Annotated in this window: 23 protein-coding genes and 1 riboswitch; of the genes, 9 read left to right on the top strand and 14 right to left on the bottom strand. The window is 61.0% G+C overall.

Annotation, left to right across the window (positions count from 1 at the left end):
* Nucleotides 1–19 precede the first annotated feature (19 nt).
* Nucleotides 20–1,057 (top strand): purine nucleoside permease, encoded by a 1,038-nt coding sequence (locus tag HX801_RS22720; protein WP_177022770.1) that lies wholly within the window; start codon nt 20–22, stop codon nt 1,055–1,057.
* 126 nt (nt 1,058–1,183) lie between these two features.
* Here HX801_RS22720 and HX801_RS22715 read toward each other — a convergent pair whose 3' ends face one another.
* The 3 genes from HX801_RS22715 to HX801_RS22705 form a co-directional block, all read right to left on the bottom strand.
* The gene (locus HX801_RS22715) at nt 1,184–2,143 is read right to left on the bottom strand and encodes a zinc-binding alcohol dehydrogenase family protein (protein ID WP_177022769.1); all 960 of its coding nucleotides are present in this window, start codon (nt 2,141–2,143) and stop codon (nt 1,184–1,186) included.
* Nucleotides 2,144–2,173: 30 nt separating this feature from the next.
* Entirely contained in the window at nt 2,174–2,347 is a 174-nt protein-coding gene (locus tag HX801_RS22710; RefSeq protein WP_003208108.1) for a DUF1427 family protein, read from the bottom strand.
* Between the two features lie 89 nt (nt 2,348–2,436).
* Entirely contained in the window at nt 2,437–3,201 is a 765-nt protein-coding gene (locus tag HX801_RS22705) for a helix-turn-helix domain-containing protein (protein ID WP_102369315.1), read from the bottom strand.
* Nucleotides 3,202–3,317: 116 nt separating this feature from the next.
* On the opposite strand from HX801_RS22705, the gene HX801_RS22700 reads away from it, so the two are divergent.
* Nucleotides 3,318–3,560: a DUF6555 family protein gene (locus HX801_RS22700; RefSeq protein WP_003208104.1), complete on the top strand. Its 243-nt coding sequence runs from the start codon at nt 3,318–3,320 to the stop codon at nt 3,558–3,560.
* A gap of 113 nt (nt 3,561–3,673) precedes the next feature.
* On the opposite strand, the gene HX801_RS22695 is transcribed toward HX801_RS22700, so the two are convergent.
* The 3 genes from HX801_RS22695 to HX801_RS22685 all read right to left on the bottom strand — a co-directional run bounded on the left by HX801_RS22695 (nt 3,674) and on the right by HX801_RS22685 (nt 4,891).
* On the bottom strand, nt 3,674–3,844 hold the full coding sequence (locus HX801_RS22695) for a metallothionein (RefSeq protein ID WP_043224890.1): 171 nt from the start codon (nt 3,842–3,844) through the stop codon (nt 3,674–3,676).
* A gap of 101 nt (nt 3,845–3,945) precedes the next feature.
* Entirely contained in the window at nt 3,946–4,401 is a 456-nt protein-coding gene (locus HX801_RS22690; protein ID WP_008437062.1) for a DMT family transporter, read from the bottom strand.
* A 4-nt stretch (nt 4,402–4,405) separates the two neighbouring features.
* A complete protein-coding gene (locus HX801_RS22685; protein ID WP_008437061.1) occupies nt 4,406–4,891 on the bottom strand; it encodes a DMT family transporter in 486 nt (161 codons plus the stop codon).
* Between the two features lie 118 nt (nt 4,892–5,009).
* Between HX801_RS22685 and HX801_RS22680 the strand changes: the two genes are divergently transcribed.
* The 3 genes from HX801_RS22680 (at nt 5,010) to HX801_RS22670 (ending at nt 6,826) form a co-directional block, all read left to right on the top strand.
* Nucleotides 5,010–5,942, top strand: a complete 933-nt coding sequence (locus HX801_RS22680; protein WP_102604793.1) for a LysR family transcriptional regulator — start codon at nt 5,010–5,012, stop codon at nt 5,940–5,942.
* Nucleotides 5,943–6,080: 138 nt separating this feature from the next.
* Nucleotides 6,081–6,452, top strand: coding sequence for a type II toxin-antitoxin system Phd/YefM family antitoxin (locus HX801_RS32085; RefSeq protein ID WP_003208094.1), 372 nt, complete (start codon nt 6,081–6,083; stop codon nt 6,450–6,452).
* On the top strand, nt 6,449–6,826 hold the full coding sequence (locus HX801_RS22670; RefSeq protein ID WP_003208092.1) for a type II toxin-antitoxin system VapC family toxin: 378 nt from the start codon (nt 6,449–6,451) through the stop codon (nt 6,824–6,826). Before HX801_RS32085 ends, HX801_RS22670 begins: the two co-directional genes overlap by 4 nt.
* A gap of 10 nt (nt 6,827–6,836) precedes the next feature.
* On the opposite strand, the gene HX801_RS22665 is transcribed toward HX801_RS22670, so the two are convergent.
* Nucleotides 6,837–8,156: an Nramp family divalent metal transporter gene (locus tag HX801_RS22665; protein WP_087694160.1), complete on the bottom strand. Its 1,320-nt coding sequence runs from the start codon at nt 8,154–8,156 to the stop codon at nt 6,837–6,839.
* A 41-nt stretch (nt 8,157–8,197) separates the two neighbouring features.
* A complete protein-coding gene (locus tag HX801_RS22660; RefSeq protein ID WP_008437056.1) occupies nt 8,198–9,751 on the bottom strand; it encodes a DUF726 domain-containing protein in 1,554 nt (517 codons plus the stop codon).
* A 181-nt stretch (nt 9,752–9,932) separates the two neighbouring features.
* Here HX801_RS22660 and HX801_RS22655 point away from each other — a divergent pair, with 181 nt between their 5' ends.
* Nucleotides 9,933–10,334, top strand: coding sequence for a RidA family protein (locus tag HX801_RS22655; RefSeq protein WP_003208087.1), 402 nt, complete (start codon nt 9,933–9,935; stop codon nt 10,332–10,334).
* Here HX801_RS22655 and HX801_RS22650 read toward each other — a convergent pair.
* From HX801_RS22650 to HX801_RS22640, 3 genes are all read right to left on the bottom strand, one after another.
* A complete protein-coding gene (locus HX801_RS22650; protein WP_236260825.1) occupies nt 10,324–11,220 on the bottom strand; it encodes a LysR family transcriptional regulator in 897 nt (298 codons plus the stop codon). The two genes, HX801_RS22655 and HX801_RS22650, sit on opposite strands and share 11 nt — an antisense overlap.
* A gap of 116 nt (nt 11,221–11,336) precedes the next feature.
* Complete coding sequence (locus HX801_RS22645; RefSeq protein ID WP_003208085.1) at nt 11,337–11,642, bottom strand: XRE family transcriptional regulator; 306 nt, start codon at nt 11,640–11,642, stop codon at nt 11,337–11,339.
* Nucleotides 11,635–12,000 (bottom strand): type II toxin-antitoxin system RelE/ParE family toxin, encoded by a 366-nt coding sequence (locus HX801_RS22640; RefSeq protein WP_177022768.1) that lies wholly within the window; start codon nt 11,998–12,000, stop codon nt 11,635–11,637. Before HX801_RS22640 ends, HX801_RS22645 begins: the two co-directional genes overlap by 8 nt.
* A 359-nt stretch (nt 12,001–12,359) precedes the next feature.
* On the opposite strand from HX801_RS22640, the gene HX801_RS22635 reads away from it, so the two are divergent.
* Nucleotides 12,360–14,168 carry a monovalent cation:proton antiporter-2 (CPA2) family protein gene (locus HX801_RS22635; RefSeq protein ID WP_008437055.1) on the top strand — a complete coding sequence of 603 codons (1,809 nt, stop codon included), beginning with the start codon at nt 12,360–12,362 and terminating at the stop codon, nt 14,166–14,168.
* Nucleotides 14,169–14,240: 72 nt separating this feature from the next.
* Nucleotides 14,241–14,819, top strand: a complete 579-nt coding sequence (locus tag HX801_RS22630; RefSeq protein ID WP_003208079.1) for a hypothetical protein — start codon at nt 14,241–14,243, stop codon at nt 14,817–14,819.
* 145 nt (nt 14,820–14,964) lie between these two features.
* Here HX801_RS22630 and HX801_RS22625 read toward each other — a convergent pair whose 3' ends face one another.
* From HX801_RS22625 to HX801_RS22615, 3 genes are read right to left on the bottom strand one after another with little or no spacing between them, the layout of a single operon-like run.
* A complete protein-coding gene (locus HX801_RS22625) occupies nt 14,965–15,684 on the bottom strand; it encodes an alpha/beta hydrolase (protein ID WP_177022767.1) in 720 nt (239 codons plus the stop codon).
* Nucleotides 15,685–15,696: 12 nt separating this feature from the next.
* Entirely contained in the window at nt 15,697–16,452 is a 756-nt protein-coding gene (gene cobF, locus HX801_RS22620) for a precorrin-6A synthase (deacetylating) (RefSeq protein ID WP_003208076.1), read from the bottom strand.
* Between the two features lie 58 nt (nt 16,453–16,510).
* Nucleotides 16,511–17,074, bottom strand: coding sequence for a histidine phosphatase family protein (locus tag HX801_RS22615; RefSeq protein WP_177022766.1), 564 nt, complete (start codon nt 17,072–17,074; stop codon nt 16,511–16,513).
* Nucleotides 17,075–17,101: 27 nt separating this feature from the next.
* Nucleotides 17,102–17,241, top strand: a riboswitch (cobalamin riboswitch).
* Between the two features lie 31 nt (nt 17,242–17,272).
* On the opposite strand from HX801_RS22615, the gene HX801_RS22610 reads away from it, so the two are divergent.
* Complete coding sequence (locus HX801_RS22610) at nt 17,273–17,485, top strand: CbtB domain-containing protein (protein ID WP_003208073.1); 213 nt, start codon at nt 17,273–17,275, stop codon at nt 17,483–17,485.
* The last annotated feature ends 6 nt before the right edge of the window (nt 17,486–17,491 follow it).

Raw genomic sequence — 17,491 nt, 5'->3', positions numbered from 1 at the left:
TGTGAACAAGGAGCAGTAGATGAAGACCTTTACCCGCCTTTCAATCGCCATCGGCCTGGCCGCCGGGGCGCTGTTGCCGCATGTCGTGCTGGCTGATGCCCCGGCCCCGATCAAGCCCAAGGTGATGCTGATCACCATGTTCGCCCCCGAAGCGCAGAACTGGATCGACCGCCTGGAACTCAAGCAGGAAGTTCGCGTGCCAGGCTTGTCGGCCGAGTATCCAGTGATCCGCTGCAACACCCAGGACGTGTGCCTGCTGGTGACCGGCATGGGCCAGACCAACGCTGCCGCCTCGACCCTGGCGCTGGCGTTGTCGCCCAAGTTCGACCTGAGCCAGAGCTACTTCCTGATCGCCGGGATCGCCGGGATCAACCCGCACCATGGCACCATCGGCACCGCCGCGTGGGCCCATTACCTGGTGGAATTCGGAACCCAATGGGAACTGGATTCACGGGACGCGCCGAAGGACTGGCCGACCGGCTATATCGGCATCAATACCAAGGGGCCGAACGAGAAGCCGCCGCTGGACTACAAGACCGAAGTGTTCGAGCTCAATCCCAAGCTGCAAGCCAAGGCGTTTGCGCTGTCGCAAAAAGTCGAGCTCAGTGAAAGCAAGGAGTCCACGGCCTGGCGCAAACACTATCCGTACGCGCCGGCCAATCAGCCGCCGCAGGTCACCCGGTGCGACACCCTGGCGGGCAATACCTGGTTCTCCGGGACGCGCCTGAGTGAGCGCGCCGAGGTCTGGACCAAATTGCTGACCGACAATAAAGGCGTGTACTGCACCACCCAGCAGGAAGACAACTCCACCTATGAAGCGTTGCTGCGGGCCAGCCGTGAAGGGTTGGTGGATATCAATCGCCTGGCGGTGGTGCGGGCCGGTTCCGACTTTGATCGGCCGTACCCGGGCTACAGCGAAGTGGACAACCTGCTGAAGTATGCGGACCAGGGCGGATTTGTGCCGGCGCTGGAGAACCTGTATCGCACTGGTAATCCGCTGGTACAAGCGATTCTGAAGAACTGGTCGGCGTGGGAAAAAGGCGTTCCCGAAGCCTGAATAAAGATCAAATGTGGGAGCGGGCTTGCTCGCGAAAGCGGTGGATCAGTGCCGAATGTATTGGCTGACACACCGTATTCGCGAGCAAGCCCGCCCCCACACAAGCCCGCTCCCACAATGAGCGGGTCAGGGCAGGAAGATAATCTTGTCGGCACTGCCCTGGTTCACTTGCTCAAAGCACTTCACACCGTCGGCCAGCGACACTTCCCGCAAACCGGTCGGCAGCGGCAACAAGTCCTCATCGAAGAACCGCCCGAACTGCTCCAGCATCACGGCGCATTGCTCGCAGTTGTAGAGCAGCGAATTGATCCCCACCACCGAACCACCCTTGCGATACAACGCCAGGGCCGGCAGTTGCACGTGCCCGTCCACCGGCGCGGCGATGATCGCGATACGGCCAAAAGGCGCCAGCGCCGCCACCGCTGCCGGCAACCAGAAGCCGGTGGTGTCAAAGATCACATCGGCGCCCGTACCGAACAGCGCATTAACCTGCCCTCCCAGCGCTTCCGGCTGGCCCAGTAACAAGCCCTCGAAACCCTGCTCGCGCAAGGCCTCGACCTGTTCCGGCCGACGCACGGCCCCGAGCACCTGGGCCCCACGAATCTTCGCCAGGGCCAACGCCGCGCTGCCTACAGCCCCATTGGCACCAATCACCAGCAAGCGCGTGCCTTTGGTTACACCGCTGCGCTCAAGGGCATCCCACGCCGTGGTGTACGGTACGCCGAGACTGGCGGCCTGGGCAAAGCTCAGATGGCTGGGCTTGTGTGCCACGCCCTTGGCCGACACGGTGAGGTACTGGGCGTGGGAACCGTCGGCGAAAAAACCCAGGTCGCGACCGGTGCCCCAGACTTCCTGGCCAACGAGTTCCTGCGGACCTTCCACCACCACCCCGGCAAAATCACGGCCGGGAATGCGTGGCAACGTGGTGTACGGGAAACGCCCGAGCACGTTCTTCACGTCGCTGGGGTTCAGCCCGGCAGCCTTGATCTGCACCAGGACTTCACCGGCCGCCGGCACCGGCGTGGCGACATCAACGTAAGCAAGGGCAGCGAGATCGCCGGTGGCGGAAAATTGCAGTGCTTTCATGACCAATATCCATCGAGGTTAAAAAGGGTTTCAGGAGAACCAGGCGCTGACCATTTGCCGGCCCATGGGCCAGAGCTTCTCGCCCATCAGCATGCCCATCAGCCCGATCAGGGCGATGGCAGGAGGCGCAGGCGAGCGAAAGTCCAGGGCACCGTAAATCACGCCGACCAACAGGCCGATGGCCAAGGAAATCAGGTAATTCATGGAACACTCCGCAGCAAGGGTTGATGCGGTCAGTGTAGGGGGGCTGAAACCGAAGCATCGGCCAAGTGCTTCAGGATTTCGGCCAAGCCTCAGACGGGATACTGCGACGGCGCCATCCCCAGTTCACGGCGAAACATGTCGCTGAAACTGCTCGGCGAATAACCCAGGGAACGGGCGATCGCGCTGACCGACTGGCCCTGGATCAACTCGGCCACGGCGGTGGCCAACTGCACCTGGCGGCGCCACTCGGCAAAGCCCATGCCCAGGCTGTTCTGGAACAGCCGGGCCAGGGTGCGTACGCTGGCGCCGGCGGCTTCGGCGTGCTGTTCAAAGGGAATGTCCAGGGACGGTGACGCCATCACCGCCTGGCAGGCGCTGGTCAGGCGTCGGTCGGCGCCCACGGGCAAGGCGATACGGATCGGCGAGCGCCGGGCCCGTTGCAGTTCCAGCAGGGCCAGGCCGACCACGGCTTCGTAATAGGCCTGGTCCCCCTTGTCGCCCTGCTCCACCAGCGCCACGATCAGTTCGCGCAGCAGCCCGCCGACCTCGATCACTTGCACCTGGCTGTCCAGGGTCGCTGCCAGCGCCGGGCGCAGGTAGATGTTGCGCATCTGCAAGTCCGACACCACGCGAATCCCATGCTCGACACCCGGCGGCAGCCACACCGCGCGCTGGGGCGGCACCACCAGCGCTTCCCGGGGTGTCTCAACCCACATCACGCCGCTCATGGCATACAGCAACTGGCCCCAATCGTGTTGATGGGGCTCGACATACAATCCGCGCGGATAGGTGCGCGCCAAGGGTTGCACGGGGACGGCGTGATCACTGAGGTCGGGAGGCGCGGCAAGGGCCATGGAAGACACATCGTTCAAGTATGGAGCGCCATGATAAGACGTGAACCGGATGATCCGAGTGAATTTTTACCACCTGCGCAGGGTCACTTAAAGACACAAGGAGGGTTTACGGATCCATGACTAACGCAAAACTTTTCGTGATCGACTACACGCTGCATGGCCAGCCCAAGTCATTCATCATCCGCCTGGAAAAACTCGACAACGCCGAAGCCTGGCATTGGGCGAGCTGCGACGCCGGCGTAGGCCGCATCGGGCGCTTTGCCCGTGAGCAGGTGAAGAAGACGAGCCAGCCCCAGGCCGAGAAATTCGGCATCGAAAACGTGCAATGGCGCCGCTCGGATGCGCGCCCCAGCGCGTGAAACAGTAGGAGCGAGCTTGCTCGCGAAGGTCGTTAACGATAACGCGGGGCATCTGGTGCCCCGCGCCGCTCTCAGTTTTTTCGCGAGCAAGCTCGCTCCTACAGGTCGCCGCGTTAGCCGTGGGCGGACTTGGTGCATTCGCACCCGGTCGCCGAAGCACAAGGCTCGCCATGGGCATGATGCTCGGCGCAGCCTTGGCAGCAATACCCCTTGCCATCCTTCATCACCGCAGTTTCCCCCAGCTGGCAGTTGCAGTCCTGGCAGGCGCATTTTTTTTCTTGCATATCTTGCATGGTCAGACTCCTTTTTCGTGGTCGTCCAAGTGCGGCGAACGCCGACACCTCAAGCAATGACTATAGGCAACGATTCAAGGTTCAAAGGCCCGTCAGTCAGCCCGACGAGCGTTGCTGCGGTACATGAACACCAGGGCCAGCGCAAGGCACAGCATCGCCACGATGCGGCTGCCGGACAGTTCGATCGCCGGGTTGCCGAGCCAGCCGAAGTTATCGATCAGCATGCCCATGCCCAACTGCCCGACAATCACCGCCACCGTCGCCACTGCCGTGCCGACAATCGGGACCGCGCCGACCATCACCATCATGTACACCACCCCGAACAACGCCCCGGTCAGTTGCCACTTCGGCACGTCCAGCAGGCTGACCGCGTGGGCGGGCTCAAAGAACAGAATCAGCAACCCGGTACTGATCGCGCCCACGACAAAGGTCAGCAGGCTGCTGCGCAATACGCCCACCGCCTGCCCGAGGCGGCCATTGATGGCGGCCTGCACACTCAATACCGCACCGGCGGCCACTACCAATACCAACAACAGAAACAGGTTCATCGCCTTAACCTCGCGCAATCAGAACAAGTGCCACCACAATCAACGCCAGTGCAATCCAGCGCTCCACGTTGACCCGCTTGCGGGCAGTGCCAAACCAGCCGAAGTGGTCGATCAGCACGCTCTTGCCCACCTGGCCCGACAAGATCGCAATCATGGTCATCGCGATCCCGATATGCGGGGTCGCCAGGGTCAGCACCACCACGTACATCGGCCCCAGGAAGCCACCGATCAATTGCCAGCGCGGCAGGTCGGTCAACGCCGGACCCTTTTGCGGGCCGCTGAACAGCAACAGCAGGAACAGGATCGCCGAGCCGACGCCGAAGATGCTCAAGGTCGCCCACAAGTGGCCGACCTGCACACCCAGCGGGCCCAGCAAGCCGGCCTCCACCGACAAGCCCATGCCGGCGAAGATCACCAGCGGCAATAGCAACAACCGAAGAAACGTCTTGGGCTTGGCCTGAGCCACACCCGCCACTGAAGAAGCCTGCATACATCACCTGCGCGTTAGAGAGAGGAACAATGGCGCGTATTATCCGGTGGCACTGCTGTGCGATAAATGGGAGCATGCCGACAACACCTTTGCGAAATACGCACAGCATGGAGTGATGATGCAGGGTTTGAACGAACTGAGCTTCAAGGCGCTTCGCCTGTTTGTCGCGGTATTGGACTACGGCAGCTTCTCCGAAGTCGCACGCCGCGAAGGCCTGGCGCCCTCCTCCATTTCCCGGCAGATCCAGTTGATGGAGCAGGCCCTGGGCCAACAGTTGCTGTACCGCCATACCCGTGCGGTCAGCCCTACCGAAGCCGGTCGCCTGCTGGGCCGGCATGCGCGATTGATGCTGGAGCAACTGGAAGCCGCCGGCCAGGCGTTGCAGGAGCAGGAAAGCGAACCCAGCGGCCTGGTGCGCATCAATGCGCCGATGGTGTTTGGCCAACGCCACCTCTCGCCGTGGCTTGGGGAGCTGTGTCGGCGTTACCCGAAGCTGCAACTGGATATCCAGCAAACCGACACCTACGTTGACCCGTTGCAAGACGGCACAGACCTGCTGTTTCGCATCGGCGTGCTGAACGATTCCGGCATGCAGGCGCGAATCTTCGCCCCCCAGCGCTTTCGTCTCGCTGCCAGCCCCGGCTATCTGGAGCGTTTCGGTACGCCCCGGCATCCGGACGAACTGGTGAACCACCAGTGCCTGGCCTACAAGGGCGTCACCGGCCAGCAGCGCTGGTTCTTCCGCCGGGACCAGGGCGACTGGACGTCCTACAGCGTCAAGGGCCCGATCACCGGCAACCACGCCGACACCCTGACCCACGCTGCCGAACAAGGCCTGGGGCTGGTGGTGTTCCCGTCATGGTTGATCGGTGAAGGCCTGCGCGCCGGCACGCTGCAGGCGGTGCTCAGCGACTATGAAGTGGCGACGACCCTGGAGCCGCAACAGATTGCTGCGCTGTGGCCGGGTAGCCGGCGGCTGTCGTTGAAGGTGCGAACCGTGATTGATTACTTCGTCGAGTGTTTTGGGGCAGTGCCTTACTGGGACCGTTGAGCAACTGTGGGAAACTATTCGGCCCGCACTGTCGGGAAAAATCCCCCTTCAAGTAAGTCCGATCTGATTTTCCACAACACGGGTCAAAAACCGCTTGCACTCGGGCAGACTTCGAGGAATTCCTTCAGGAGAGACGTCATGGATGCCAGTCATTACCCGTTCGGAAACCTGCAATCGTCCCCGCAAAAATCACCCTCCGCCAGCAGTCGGTTGATCTTTGCCTGCTTACGAAATTTTGGCTATATTTGGCCAAAACCTCGAGAAGACCAAATGATTACCGTACCGTTGGGTGAAGCAAAAAATAATTTATCAAAACTGGTCGATGATGCCGCCGCCGGCCAAATCATCACCATAGCCAAGCATGGGCGCGCGATGGCTCGCCTTGTTCCTGTCGGGAAACCGACAGGCCGGCGAATTGGCGCGATGAAGGGCAAACTGGTGGTGCCGGATGACTTCGATGCGCCATTGCCAGACGACATGCTGGATGCGTTTGAGGGAAACCACCCATGAGAATACTGCTGGATACCCACATCCTGCTTTGGGCCCTGAGCGATGATCCAAAACTGCCAGCGAAGGCCAGAAAGCTGATCGAGAACGCGGCTGAAATTTACGTCAGTGCCGCCACATTCTGGGAGCTGGCGATAAAGGTCGGGCTCGGGAAGCTCAACGTAAACCTGGACGAAATTCGCGAATACTGCCTGGAAAGCGGCTACGTGGAACTGCCCATCACCTCGGAGCACGCCATCGCGGTCAAGGACCTTGAACACCATCACAGGGACCCGTTTGATCGGCTCATCATTGCAACGGCTATCATTGAGCCGATGAAGTTAGTGACAGCCGACCCGATGGTGGCGAAATACACATCATTGGCCGTTTTGACTTAATTCACTTCGCTCAAAACAACCACTGCCCGATCAGCCAGGCATTCGCCCCGCTGATCACCACAAACAAGCTCCAGGCCAGCAGCCGCGTAGGCAAGCTGTTGACGAACGGCCCCATCAGGCGCTTGTCACCCGTCATGCGGATCAGCGGAAACAACGCAAACGGCAACTGCAGGCTCAACACCACCTGGCTGAGGATCAGCAGCTTGCCGATGGCATCATCCCCCATCAGCCACACCCCGAGGAACGCCGGGATCAGCGCCAGGCCACGGGTGATCAGGCGTCGCTGCCAGCAGGGAATGCGCAGGTTGAGGTAGCCTTCCATGATCACTTGCCCGGCAATGGTGCCGGTGAACGTGGAGCTCTGGCCCGAAGCCAACAGCGCAACACCGAACAGCACGCTGGCGAACGCGCCACCCACCAGCGGGTCGAGCAAGTGATAGGCGTCCTGGATTTCCACCACATCAGTGTGGCCGGTCTGGTGGAACGCAGCGGCGGCCAGTATCAGGATTGCCGCGTTGACCAGCAGTGCCAGGGACAGGGAACCGATGGTATCGATACGCGCCAATTTCACCGCGTCCTGGCGGCTGGCCAGGTCCTTGCCGACCAGCCGGGTTTGCACGATGGAGCTGTGCAGGTAGAGGTTATGGGGCATCACCGTGGCCCCCAGTATGCCAATGGCCAGGTACAACGGTGCGGCATCACTGATGGCGGACAACGACGGGGTGAAACCACGAAACACGTCGGGCCAGTAAGGCTTGATCAGCACCAGCTCGATGAAGAAACACACGCCGATGGTCGCCACCAGTGCCAGCATGATCGCTTCCAGCCGGCGGAAGCCTCGATTTTGCAGGGCCAGGATCAGCAAGGTATCGAAGGCAGTGATGACAATCCCGGTGGTCAGTGACACGCCCAGCAACAGGTGAAACGCCAGGGCGCAGCCGAGGACTTCGGCGAGGTCGGTGGCGATGATCGAGATTTCCGCAAGGATCCACTGCACGAACGACGAGCGCCGGCTGTAGCGCTCGCGGCTCAGTTGCGCCAGGTCCTTGCCGGTGGCGATGCCCAGCCGTGAGCACAGGCACTGCACCGCCATCCCCGCCAGGCTCGCCAGCAGCACCACGAACAACAGGTTGTAGCCGTAGCGCGAACCGGCCTCGATGGCGGTGGCCCAGTTGCCCGGGTCCATATAGCCGATGGAGATCAGCAAGCCAGGGCCGGCAAACATCAGCGCACGTTTGAAAAACGAGGCACGGGGATCAACGACGATGGAGCCGGCGACTTCCGGCGGGCAGAACGGGGCGGTAGCGATTTTGGGCAGGCTGAATTTCACGCGGGGTACCAGGCTTTCACACAAGACGTGAACGCAGCTTATCAGTCAGACGCAACGGTACGCATCACCGTCTCCCGGGGCAGATCAAATGCCTCTACCACCTGGACCACCAGATCCATCTCCTGGTTCAGTGCTTCACGCTCCAGGCGCTCGCGAATCACCCCGATCACCAGCACCGCCAGGGTGGTGATGGAATACGCGGGGCCGGAAAACGCCCGCACGCCGGTCACCAGCAGCATCGCCGCCGCGAGCGCCTGCCCCACCACCGGAATGGCCGTGGCCGCGCCCCGGCGCAGGATAAACCCGGTCAACCCGGCCAGCGCGGTCCCGCTGAGGGCAGTGGTGGCTGAGCGCCCGACATCGAAACGATTGAAAAAACCCTGTTCCTTTTGTGCCGCAGCCTTCAACTCTGCCTCGAACACTTGGCGATCAGCCTGGCTGAGCTTGTCCTTGTATTGCTCGATCAGCCGCTCGGCAACCTGCAGTTCCAGATCAGCAAGGGCCACTTTCTCGATCGGTTGATCAAACTTGATACCCACCCGCTGCGCCACGTCCTGGGCGATTTCGCGATAGCTCACGCCATGACCACGGGCCAGGTTCATAAAGGTGTCGCCGCCCATGCGCTGCAACTCGATGGCCAGCTTCAAGGGCTCGCGCACGGTGGCGTCGATAGAGGCACTGCGCTTTTGCGCCATCAGCTCGGCGAAAAACTGCAACTCCTCCGGCCGCGCCTGCACCAGCAGCGGGAACAGCTCGACATCCTCTTCCGCAAAGCGCACTTCGCTGCTGCGTTGATCGGCGCGGATCATGCCCCGGCGTTCCTGCAGCAGGTCGGTGTACTGCACCACCGTCTTCAGTTGCGGCCAATACGCGGCGTGGTCGAACGTGGCCAGGTGCACGTTGGCGACCTTGGCCTTGAGCGCCGGTGTCAGCGGGATCGCATAACGACCGATGCAGCGCTCGGTGTCCGGCTTGAGCGCCAGCGCCCAATCCTTGCTCGAGTGGCAGTTGATCACCCGACCGCTGAGCGGCGCCGAGACCAGGTCCCAGGGGCTGGAGGTACAAATTGCACCGCCCATCAGCAGCAGGTTGTTCAGCGGCAACTCACGGGCCACCTCAGGGCTGGCCAGCAGGCTCTTGACCAGGATGCGCGCGCCCAGGGAGTGGCCGATCAGGTTGATCTGCCGCACCTTGATCGACTCGCCATGGAGGTAGTTGGCCAATTCGGGCAGCAGGCTTTTGGCGACCTCATCCACCCGCGCCTCGACGCTTTTGTAGTGGTCGAGGAAATAGGCAATCGCCTTGCCCACCCCGATGGTTGCGGCACCCAGGCTACCGCCACCCAACATCGAGGTAATCACATCCTTGAACGGCGCAAACAGGTTTTCCAGGAAATGCCCTGCCGGCCAGAACAGCATCAGGTTGGTGGAGCCTTCGATGGTTGCCAGTTGCCGGGAGAAACTACCCAGTTGTTGCTGGTTGAAGAACGCCGAATAACCATGCACGTAGAGATTGAGCACATCCCCCTGGGGCTCGCCACACAACACAAACGTGGGCTTGCGGGTGCGGTGCATTTCATCCCACTGGTGTTGCATGTGACGGTGACTCCTGGCGACGACGGAGGGCGATAGTAACAAAGGGCGGGCTACGGGAATGTGAAAAACTGATACTCGGACTATCCATATCGCTGCACAGTGATGACAAAAAACGCGAATTTTGTTCGCAGATTCAGTCCATTAACCTTTGTCGGGTCAACCACTGAAACCGAGGAACACCATGAGCAAGCCCGAGTTTTTCATCACACCCGGTTACGGCGACATTGCACGCGAGACCCTGCATTACACCCAGGCGGTCAAAATCGGCAACCGCGTCGAAACCTCGGGCCAGGGCGGCTGGGATGACGAGTTCCAGATTCCCGAATCCCTCACCGACGAGATCGCCCTGGCCTTTCAAAACCTCGAACGCACCCTGGCGGCAGCCGGCGCCGGCTGGGAGCATGTGGTACACGTCAATTCCTACCACGTGGGAGGTTTCCCGCCAGAGGTGAACGAGCAGATGGTCAAGTGGTACCGCCATTACATGCCCAATCACGCCCCCATCTGGACTGAGCTGGGAGTAGAAGCCCTGGGGCTGCCGGCAATGCGCATTGAAATCCGCGTGACAGCGATTATTGCCTGACGCCGAACCGCTCGATCACCCAGTCGATAAATACCTTCAGCCGGGCGTTCTGATGGCGATTGGGTGGATAGATGATGTGCAACGGCGTGGCGGGCCGGGTCCAGTCTTCGAGTACCGGGACTAAATGGCCTGCCTCTACGTAGTAGTCAACGATGGTCTTGAAATGCTGCCCGACGCCCAGGCCGGCGAGCAGCATTTCCTTGAGGCCGTTGCCTTCGTTGGTGGAAAACGCGCAGTTGCCTACCTCATACCGAGTCGCGCCCTTCTCGAAAATCAACGGCTCCGGCTTACCCGACCCGGCAAAGAAATACCCCGCCTTGAGGTGGTTCTTCTCGAGGTCCTCGGGAGACACGGGCGTACCCATGCGCTCCAGGTAGCCAGGGGCCGCACAAGTGACGTATTCGAGGTCGACAACCTTGCGGGCGATCATTGCCATGTCATCGAGCTTGCCAGCGCGCAGTACGCAATCCACACCCTCCCCCACGATATTCACGGCGCGGTCGCTGATGCCCAGGGCGATAGTGATCTCAGGGTACTCACGATGAAAATCCACCAGCGCCGGGATCAGCAGGCAATTGGCAAAGGACGCCGGCGCATCCACTTTCAGGTGGCCGCCGGGCTTGAGCTTCTGCCCGCGCAGGGCATTGTCCAGTTCATCGAGTTCCGCCACCAGGCACAGCGCGTGGCTGTAGTACTCCAACCCCTCCGGCGTCGCCGCCAGCGCACGGGTGGTGCGATGCATCAACTTGACGCCAAGGTGCTTCTCCAGGTCCGTGATGAGTTTACTGACGGTGGAACGCGGCAGTGCCAACTGGTCGGACGCGCGGCTGAAGGAGCCGGTTTCGACGACACGGACGAAGGCACGCATGGCGAGAAGTTGGTTCACGTTGATGTCCGATGGGGCGAGAATGGCAAGTATTGTCCATTAAGCTGCACAATGACGACAGGCATTCAGCGAACAGAAAACCCGGCGCATGGCCGGGCTTTGACGGAGCGGATGACTCAGTGGGCAAAGTTCTCGATCTTTACCTGGCCATCAGGAAACGTAGCGACAATCTCCAGTTCTCCTCCCATGGCGCGGATATAGTTACGCAGCGTGCTGATATACATGTCGGTACGCCGCTCCATTTTGGACACTGCCGCCTGATTGATATTCAGCGCCTTGGCCAGCGTATCCTGGCTCATCTGTTGCGCCTTGCGCAGTTCATGCAGGGGCATTTCTTTCAGGTGTTGCTGGAAGATGCGCTCTGCATCGGCCCGGGCTTGCGGTGTCATGCGAGCCTGCAGCTCACTGAATTTTTTAGCCATGGTGACGGCCCTCTTTAAGCAGTGTTTCCAAATGTTCGTCATACAACTTCTCAGCCAGCGGGACGTATTCGTCATACCACCGGCCTCGACCGGTTTTATCCCCGCCAATCAGCAACAAGGCACACCGGCGCGGATCAAATGCATACAGGACGCGGTAAGGCCGCCCGGCATGTTGCACCCGCAACTCTCGCAGGCAGCCATGCCTGGAGCCCTTGATGTCACTGCTGTGGGGGAAGCCAAGGCCTGGCCCCAGAAGGCCCAGTAAATCCACACTGGCCGATACTGAGGATTGCTCCTTTGCATCCAGACCGCCCCACCAGACTCCAAACTCGTCCGTGTATTCAACGTCCCAACTCATGCAAATATGCCATCCATGGAATATAAACTCAAGAGCATAACTGTAGGAGTTCCTGGCGTGTACAGGCTTCCGTCTGTCCCGGAAAAGTGTTTGTAGATTATTCCCGCACAATGCTCAGCCCATAAAAAACCACCCTTTCGCGCGGCTGAAGACACGACCATAGCGCCGGCACCACGGATGATCCCGACCGCCACGTGCATAAAACTCATTGAAATAAATGGTATTAATAGTTTGGAGAGTGCCGCGAAAGAACCGGACGACATCCAATGAACCCGGAGGCGAAGGCCTTGGGACCTGCAAAGCAAGCTCGCTCCTACAGTAAAACCTGTTGATTCAGCAAAACGATCCCGGAGTCCCCAATGCCCCATGAAGGCAACCTGTTACAAGCGGCCGTTGTATTCCTGCTCGCTGCCGTCCTGACCGTGCCCCTGGCCAAGCGCCTGCAACTGGGTGCCGTGCTGGGTTACTTGCTGGCCGGAGTGATCATCGGCCCATCGGTGCTGGGCTTGGTGGGCAACCCGCAAAGCGTCAGCCAGTTTTCCGAACTTGGGGTGGTATTGCTGCTGTTCATCATTGGCCTGGAGTTGTCACCGAAGCGTCTGTGGGTGATGCGCAAGGCAGTGTTCGGTGTAGGCCTGGCGCAGGTGTTGCTGACGGGCACCGTGATCGGCGTGGTCGCGCTGTTCGTGTTTGGCCAATCATGGAACAGCGCGATTGTGCTGGGCCTTGGCCTGGCGCTCTCCTCCACCGCGTTTGGCCTGCAAAGCCTCGCCGAGCGCAAGGAACTCAACCAGCCCCACGGGCGACTGGCCTTTGCGATTCTGTTGTTCCAGGACATCGCCGCCATCCCGTTGATCGCCATGGTGCCGCTGCTCGCGGGCAGCGATCATCCCGCCACCACCTCCCAGGGCCTGCGACACGGCCTGGAAGTACTGGGCAGCATCGCCGTGGTGATCATCGGCGGGCGCTATCTGTTGCGGCCGGTGTTTCGCATTGTCGCCAAGACCGGCCTGCGGGAGGTCTCCACCGCCACCGCGTTGCTGGTGGTGATCGGCACCGCATGGCTGATGGAATTGGTGGGCGTGTCCATGGCCCTCGGCGCCTTCCTCGCCGGGTTGCTGCTGGCAGACTCCGAATACCGGCATGAGCTGGAATCGCAGATCGAACCGTTCAAGGGCCTGCTGCTGGGTCTGTTTTTTATCAGCGTGGGCATGGGCGCCAATATCAGCCTGCTGTTCAGCGCGCCGGTGATCGTGCTGGGGCTGACCCTGCTGCTGATCGCCATCAAGTTGCCGCTGCTGTTTTGCGTGGGTCGCCTGGCAGGCGGCCTGAACCCTGAAAGCGCGCTGCGCCTGGGCGTGGTGCTGGCAGCCGGTGGTGAGTTCGCATTCGTGGTGTTCAAGATCGGCCGCGACCAAGGCCTGTTCGAGCCGCACCTCTACGACATCCTGGTGTTGACCATCACCCTGTCCATGGCCGTGACGCCATTGCTGCTGTTGCTCTGCCCGAAGCTGTTCAAGCCCAAGGCCAAGCCGGTGGAAGTGCCCGAGGAATACCGTGCCATCGAAAGCGATGCGCCACGGGTGGTGATCGCCGGGATGGGCCGCATGGGGCAGATCGTGGCGCGGATCCTGCGGGCACAGAACATCTCGTTCATTGCCCTCGACACCTCGGTGGAAACCATCGAACTGACCCGCAGTTTCGGCGGCATGCCGGTGTTCTACGGCGACCCGCAGCGCCCGGAAATCCTTCACGCAGCGAAAGTCGACCAGGCCGAGTTTTTCGTGATCGCCATGGACGACCCCGAGATCAACATCAAGACCGCCGAGCTGGTGCGCAGCCTCTACCCGCACATGAAGATCATCGCCCGCGCCCGTAACCGCCAGCATGTGCACCGCCTGGTGGACCTCGACGCGTCACCGGTGCGCGAGACGTTTTACTCCAGCCTGGAAATGAGCCGCCGCACCCTGGTGGGCCTTGGCTTGACCCAGGCCCAGGCCGACGCGCGCATCAGCCGCTTCAAAAACCATGACCTGCAATTGCTGGCGGCCCAACACGCCGTGTATGACGACGCGGCCAAGGTGATGCAGTCTGCCCAGGAAGCCCGGACGGAACTGGCACGGCTGTTTGAGATGGACCGGATCGAGGAAGAGTCCGACAAGGTGTAGGGATGGAGATGAACGATCTTGCGAATTTTCTGACAGAATACGGCGCAATTTCGTTCATCCCTGGAGAGCTTCATGGCCACCCTCAGCAAGACCGCAGCCCTCTTGGCCCTCGCGCTGGCCGCCGGGTTCGGCGCCAGCCAAGTCCTCGCCGCCAGCAAGCCAGCGGCGCAGAAGACCGCCACCCAGACCATCTCCACCCTGGATGGCAAGTTCAGCTTCAACCTGCCCAAGTCCTACCTGGCCGACCCACTGCCGGCCGGTGATGCCGAGCACGGCACCGCAGGCGCCAGCGGCACGATGTACAGTGACCAGGCCACCAAAAGCGTGATCTTCGTCGTCGAAAAACCGAGTGTCGCCGGCCTGATCAAGGACAACGACCCGCAGTTCCTCGACGGTGCCGTGGCGGATTTCGTCAAGGAACAAAGCGCCGCCCTGCCGGACTTCAAGAAAGGCGCCGAGAAGAAACTCACCGTGAAAGGCCTGGCCCTGCGCCAGGTCGACAGCACCGCGACCATGGGCGGTGGCAAGACACTGAGTTCCACCTTCCTGACGGGCTCCGGCAGCCACCAATTGGTGGTGCAGGCCATTTCCCGGGCGGATGATGAAGCCGGTCATGCACTGTTGGTGAAACAGATTATTGGCGGTAAATAACCGGTTTTAATCTGGCAATGAAAATCCAATGTGGGAGCGGGCTTGCTCGCGAAAGCGGTGTTTCAGTCAACACAGGTATTAACTGACCCACCGCTTTCGCGAGCAAGCCCGCTCCCACATTTTGACCGCGTCCACATCGCCGGACTCAGTGCAGGCTCTTCTCCAGCCACTGCTTCAAGTCCAGCAACTCCGCCTCACCGACGGTATGAATCATCCCCGGGTAGCCGTGGAATTCCGGCGTGAGGCCAATCCCCTGCAATACCTCGTTGGCCCGCGTTGCCGAGTAGTACGGCAGCGCCTGGTCCAGCGTCCCGTGACCGATGAAAATCGCCAGCTTGCCCAGTCGCGCATCCGGCTTGAGTTCGGCCTTGAGTACCGGCAGCAGGCTGCCGCTCAACGCCGCAATCCCGCGCAGGGTTTCGGGATGTCTTAACCCGACTTCATACGACATGATCGCACCCTGGCTGAACCCCACCAGGAACACCCGCTCAGGTTGGGTGTGGTACTTGGTGGTGGCCTGGGCGACGAAGGCTTCGATCAGCTTGGCGCTGCTCTGCAGGTCGGCGGTCTCGCCATCAAAATCGCCATCGCCCGGCTTCTTGCGAAACCAGCGATAACCACCGCCCTCCACCGGCATCGGTGCCCGTGTAGACAGGTAGGTCCAGGTCGACGGCAAGCGGTCCTTGAGCCCGAACAGGTCGGCCTCGTCACTGCCATAACCGTGCAGGAAGATCACCAGCGGCTCGTTGCGCGCATCACTTTGGGTCTGCTCCAGGTAAGGCAGCGGCAGGTCGGTGTGCAATACGTCTTCGGCCTGTGCGGCGCCGGTAAACAGCGCTACCGTCAGGGCAATCAGTTTGAGCATGAGCATCAACCTCTAGGGTTTGCGCAACAAATAGGTATCCATGATCCAGCCATTGGCCTGGCGCGCCGCCTTGCGCACACGTTCAATCTCTTCGGCAACCTCGGCCACTTTGCCGCTGATCAGGATTTCATCCGGTGTGCCCAGGTAGGCGCCCCAGTAGATATCCAGGTCCTGATCGGCCACGGTGCGGTAGGAATCTTCGGCATCGAGCATGACAACCAGGGTGTCGGCATCACTCGCCTGCCCCGCCGCCAACCGGCGCCCGGTGGTGATTTCGATGGAGCGACCGATGCGGTTCAGCGGCACTTTGTGCTGCGCCGCCAACGCCTGGACGCTGGTGATCCCGGGGATCACTTCAAATTCGAATTCGCAGCTGCCGCTGGCGAGGATCGCCTGCAGGATACGAATGGTGCTGTCGTACAGTGCCGGGTCGCCCCAAGCCAGGAATGCGCCCACTTCGCCGTCGGCCATTTCTTCATTGATCATCCGTTCGAAGGTCTGCTGCTTGTCGCGGTTCAGGTCCTTCACGGCGGTGGTGTAGTCGATATCACCGCGCACCCGCTCGGGGCAATCGGCCTCGACAAAGCGGTAGGCGTGATCGGTGATGTAGGTCTCGCAGATTTCCCGGCGCAGGTCGATCAGCTTGTCCTTGCTCTGGCCCTTGTCCATCAGGAAAAACACGTCGGTGCGGTTGAGCGCCTTGACCGCCTGCATCGTGATGTAGTCAGGGTTGCCGGCGCCAATGCCGATGATCAGGATGCGTTTCATGGGAAAGTCTTCATGGGTGGTCTCGGTGCGGGGAACGGATTTTGCCATGTTCGGGACGTCAGGCGTGAGTTTCCAGGCGCAGGCGCCAACGGCCATTGAAGCGCAACTCGGTGGATGACAGCGGCTCCACGTCGATCAGGTTGAACATGGCGGGTGGGCATTGCATGACATGCAGCAGCGCTGCGCGGATCACAAATGGATGCGTCACCGCCACGACATGCCCCGGGGATTGCTCGAGGGACTGCAACCACTGCCCTACCCGCTCACACAGTTGCACTACCGACTCGCCGCCGTGGGGCGCCGAGGTGCTGTCGGTCAACCAGGCCTGAAGCGCTTCGGGTTCGGCCTGCTGAACCTCCTCGATCGCCAACCCTTGCCAGCGGCCAAAATCACAATCGCGCAGGACTGTTTCAACCAAAGCATCGTCGGCAAACAGCGCCGCCGTCTGCCGGGTCCGCGCCTCCGGGCCGCACAGCACCAGGGGTGCACGCTTGAAGCGTTGCCCCTGGGAAAGCGCCGCCTGCTGCCAGTCCATCTCCACCGACTCATCCAGCGCAAAGCGTGCCTGTTTCTGGGCACGGGTGCTGGCGTGGGCAACAAGGGTCAAACGGGTGGCCTGCATGACAAATCGCTCTGGTTTTAAGGTGCAGTCAGCGTAGACTTGCGAAGTTGTTTCAACATGTTTCAACTATTCTGCAACAGGAAGCCGGTTCAATGCCGGCGCGGTCGCGCCACTGTATTCGGCCTTTTAGCCGTAAGCCAGACCCTGTTTCAGCCAACTCGCTATCCATTTCGGGACGCGTCATCCCTGGAGGTTCTCATGGCTTATACCGCTGCAACTGGCTCCGACGTTTCAATACCGTCCATTCCCCTGGGCGAAATCCTGCCCTGGGCGATCTTCGGCGGCCTGCTGCTGTTGCTCGCGATTTACTTCGTCGGCGCCGAGCAAGGCGCGACGGCGGTGTTCAAAGGCATGTACGTGCATGAGTTTGTGCATGACGGTCGCCACCTGCTGGGTTTCCCCTGCCATTGATTGGAG

Origin of the sequence: Pseudomonas sp. G1002, from assembly GCF_013385455.1 — a bacterium.
Classification (GTDB): Bacteria; Pseudomonadota; Gammaproteobacteria; order Pseudomonadales; family Pseudomonadaceae; genus Aquipseudomonas.
Note: the sequence above shows the minus strand (reverse complement) of the source record. Positions and strands in the feature narration are given on the sequence as shown.

Bases quoted from the DNA above. Each gene is read 5' to 3' on its own strand.
- HX801_RS22720 (WP_177022770.1), top strand. From the start codon at position 20: ATGAAGACCTTTACCCGCCTTTCAATCGCCATCGGCCTGGCCGCCGGG.
- HX801_RS22715 (WP_177022769.1), bottom strand. From the start codon at position 2,143: ATGAAAGCACTGCAATTTTCCGCCACCGGCGATCTCGCTGCCCTTGCT.
- HX801_RS22710 (WP_003208108.1), bottom strand. From the start codon at position 2,347: ATGAATTACCTGATTTCCTTGGCCATCGGCCTGTTGGTCGGCGTGATT.
- HX801_RS22705 (WP_102369315.1), bottom strand. From the start codon at position 3,201: ATGGCCCTTGCCGCGCCTCCCGACCTCAGTGATCACGCCGTCCCCGTG.
- HX801_RS22700 (WP_003208104.1), top strand. From the start codon at position 3,318: ATGACTAACGCAAAACTTTTCGTGATCGACTACACGCTGCATGGCCAG.
- HX801_RS22695 (WP_043224890.1), bottom strand. From the start codon at position 3,844: ATGCAAGAAAAAAAATGCGCCTGCCAGGACTGCAACTGCCAGCTGGGG.
- HX801_RS22690 (WP_008437062.1), bottom strand. From the start codon at position 4,401: ATGAACCTGTTTCTGTTGTTGGTATTGGTAGTGGCCGCCGGTGCGGTA.
- HX801_RS22685 (WP_008437061.1), bottom strand. From the start codon at position 4,891: ATGCAGGCTTCTTCAGTGGCGGGTGTGGCTCAGGCCAAGCCCAAGACG.
- HX801_RS22680 (WP_102604793.1), top strand. From the start codon at position 5,010: ATGCAGGGTTTGAACGAACTGAGCTTCAAGGCGCTTCGCCTGTTTGTC.
- HX801_RS32085 (WP_003208094.1), top strand. From the start codon at position 6,081: ATGGATGCCAGTCATTACCCGTTCGGAAACCTGCAATCGTCCCCGCAA.
- HX801_RS22670 (WP_003208092.1), top strand. From the start codon at position 6,449: ATGAGAATACTGCTGGATACCCACATCCTGCTTTGGGCCCTGAGCGAT.
- HX801_RS22660 (WP_008437056.1), bottom strand. From the start codon at position 9,751: ATGCAACACCAGTGGGATGAAATGCACCGCACCCGCAAGCCCACGTTT.
- HX801_RS22655 (WP_003208087.1), top strand. From the start codon at position 9,933: ATGAGCAAGCCCGAGTTTTTCATCACACCCGGTTACGGCGACATTGCA.
- HX801_RS22645 (WP_003208085.1), bottom strand. From the start codon at position 11,642: ATGGCTAAAAAATTCAGTGAGCTGCAGGCTCGCATGACACCGCAAGCC.
- HX801_RS22640 (WP_177022768.1), bottom strand. From the start codon at position 12,000: ATGAGTTGGGACGTTGAATACACGGACGAGTTTGGAGTCTGGTGGGGC.
- HX801_RS22635 (WP_008437055.1), top strand. From the start codon at position 12,360: ATGCCCCATGAAGGCAACCTGTTACAAGCGGCCGTTGTATTCCTGCTC.
- HX801_RS22630 (WP_003208079.1), top strand. From the start codon at position 14,241: ATGGCCACCCTCAGCAAGACCGCAGCCCTCTTGGCCCTCGCGCTGGCC.
- HX801_RS22625 (WP_177022767.1), bottom strand. From the start codon at position 15,684: ATGCTCAAACTGATTGCCCTGACGGTAGCGCTGTTTACCGGCGCCGCA.
- cobF (WP_003208076.1), bottom strand. From the start codon at position 16,452: ATGAAACGCATCCTGATCATCGGCATTGGCGCCGGCAACCCTGACTAC.
- HX801_RS22615 (WP_177022766.1), bottom strand. From the start codon at position 17,074: ATGCAGGCCACCCGTTTGACCCTTGTTGCCCACGCCAGCACCCGTGCC.
- HX801_RS22610 (WP_003208073.1), top strand. From the start codon at position 17,273: ATGGCTTATACCGCTGCAACTGGCTCCGACGTTTCAATACCGTCCATT.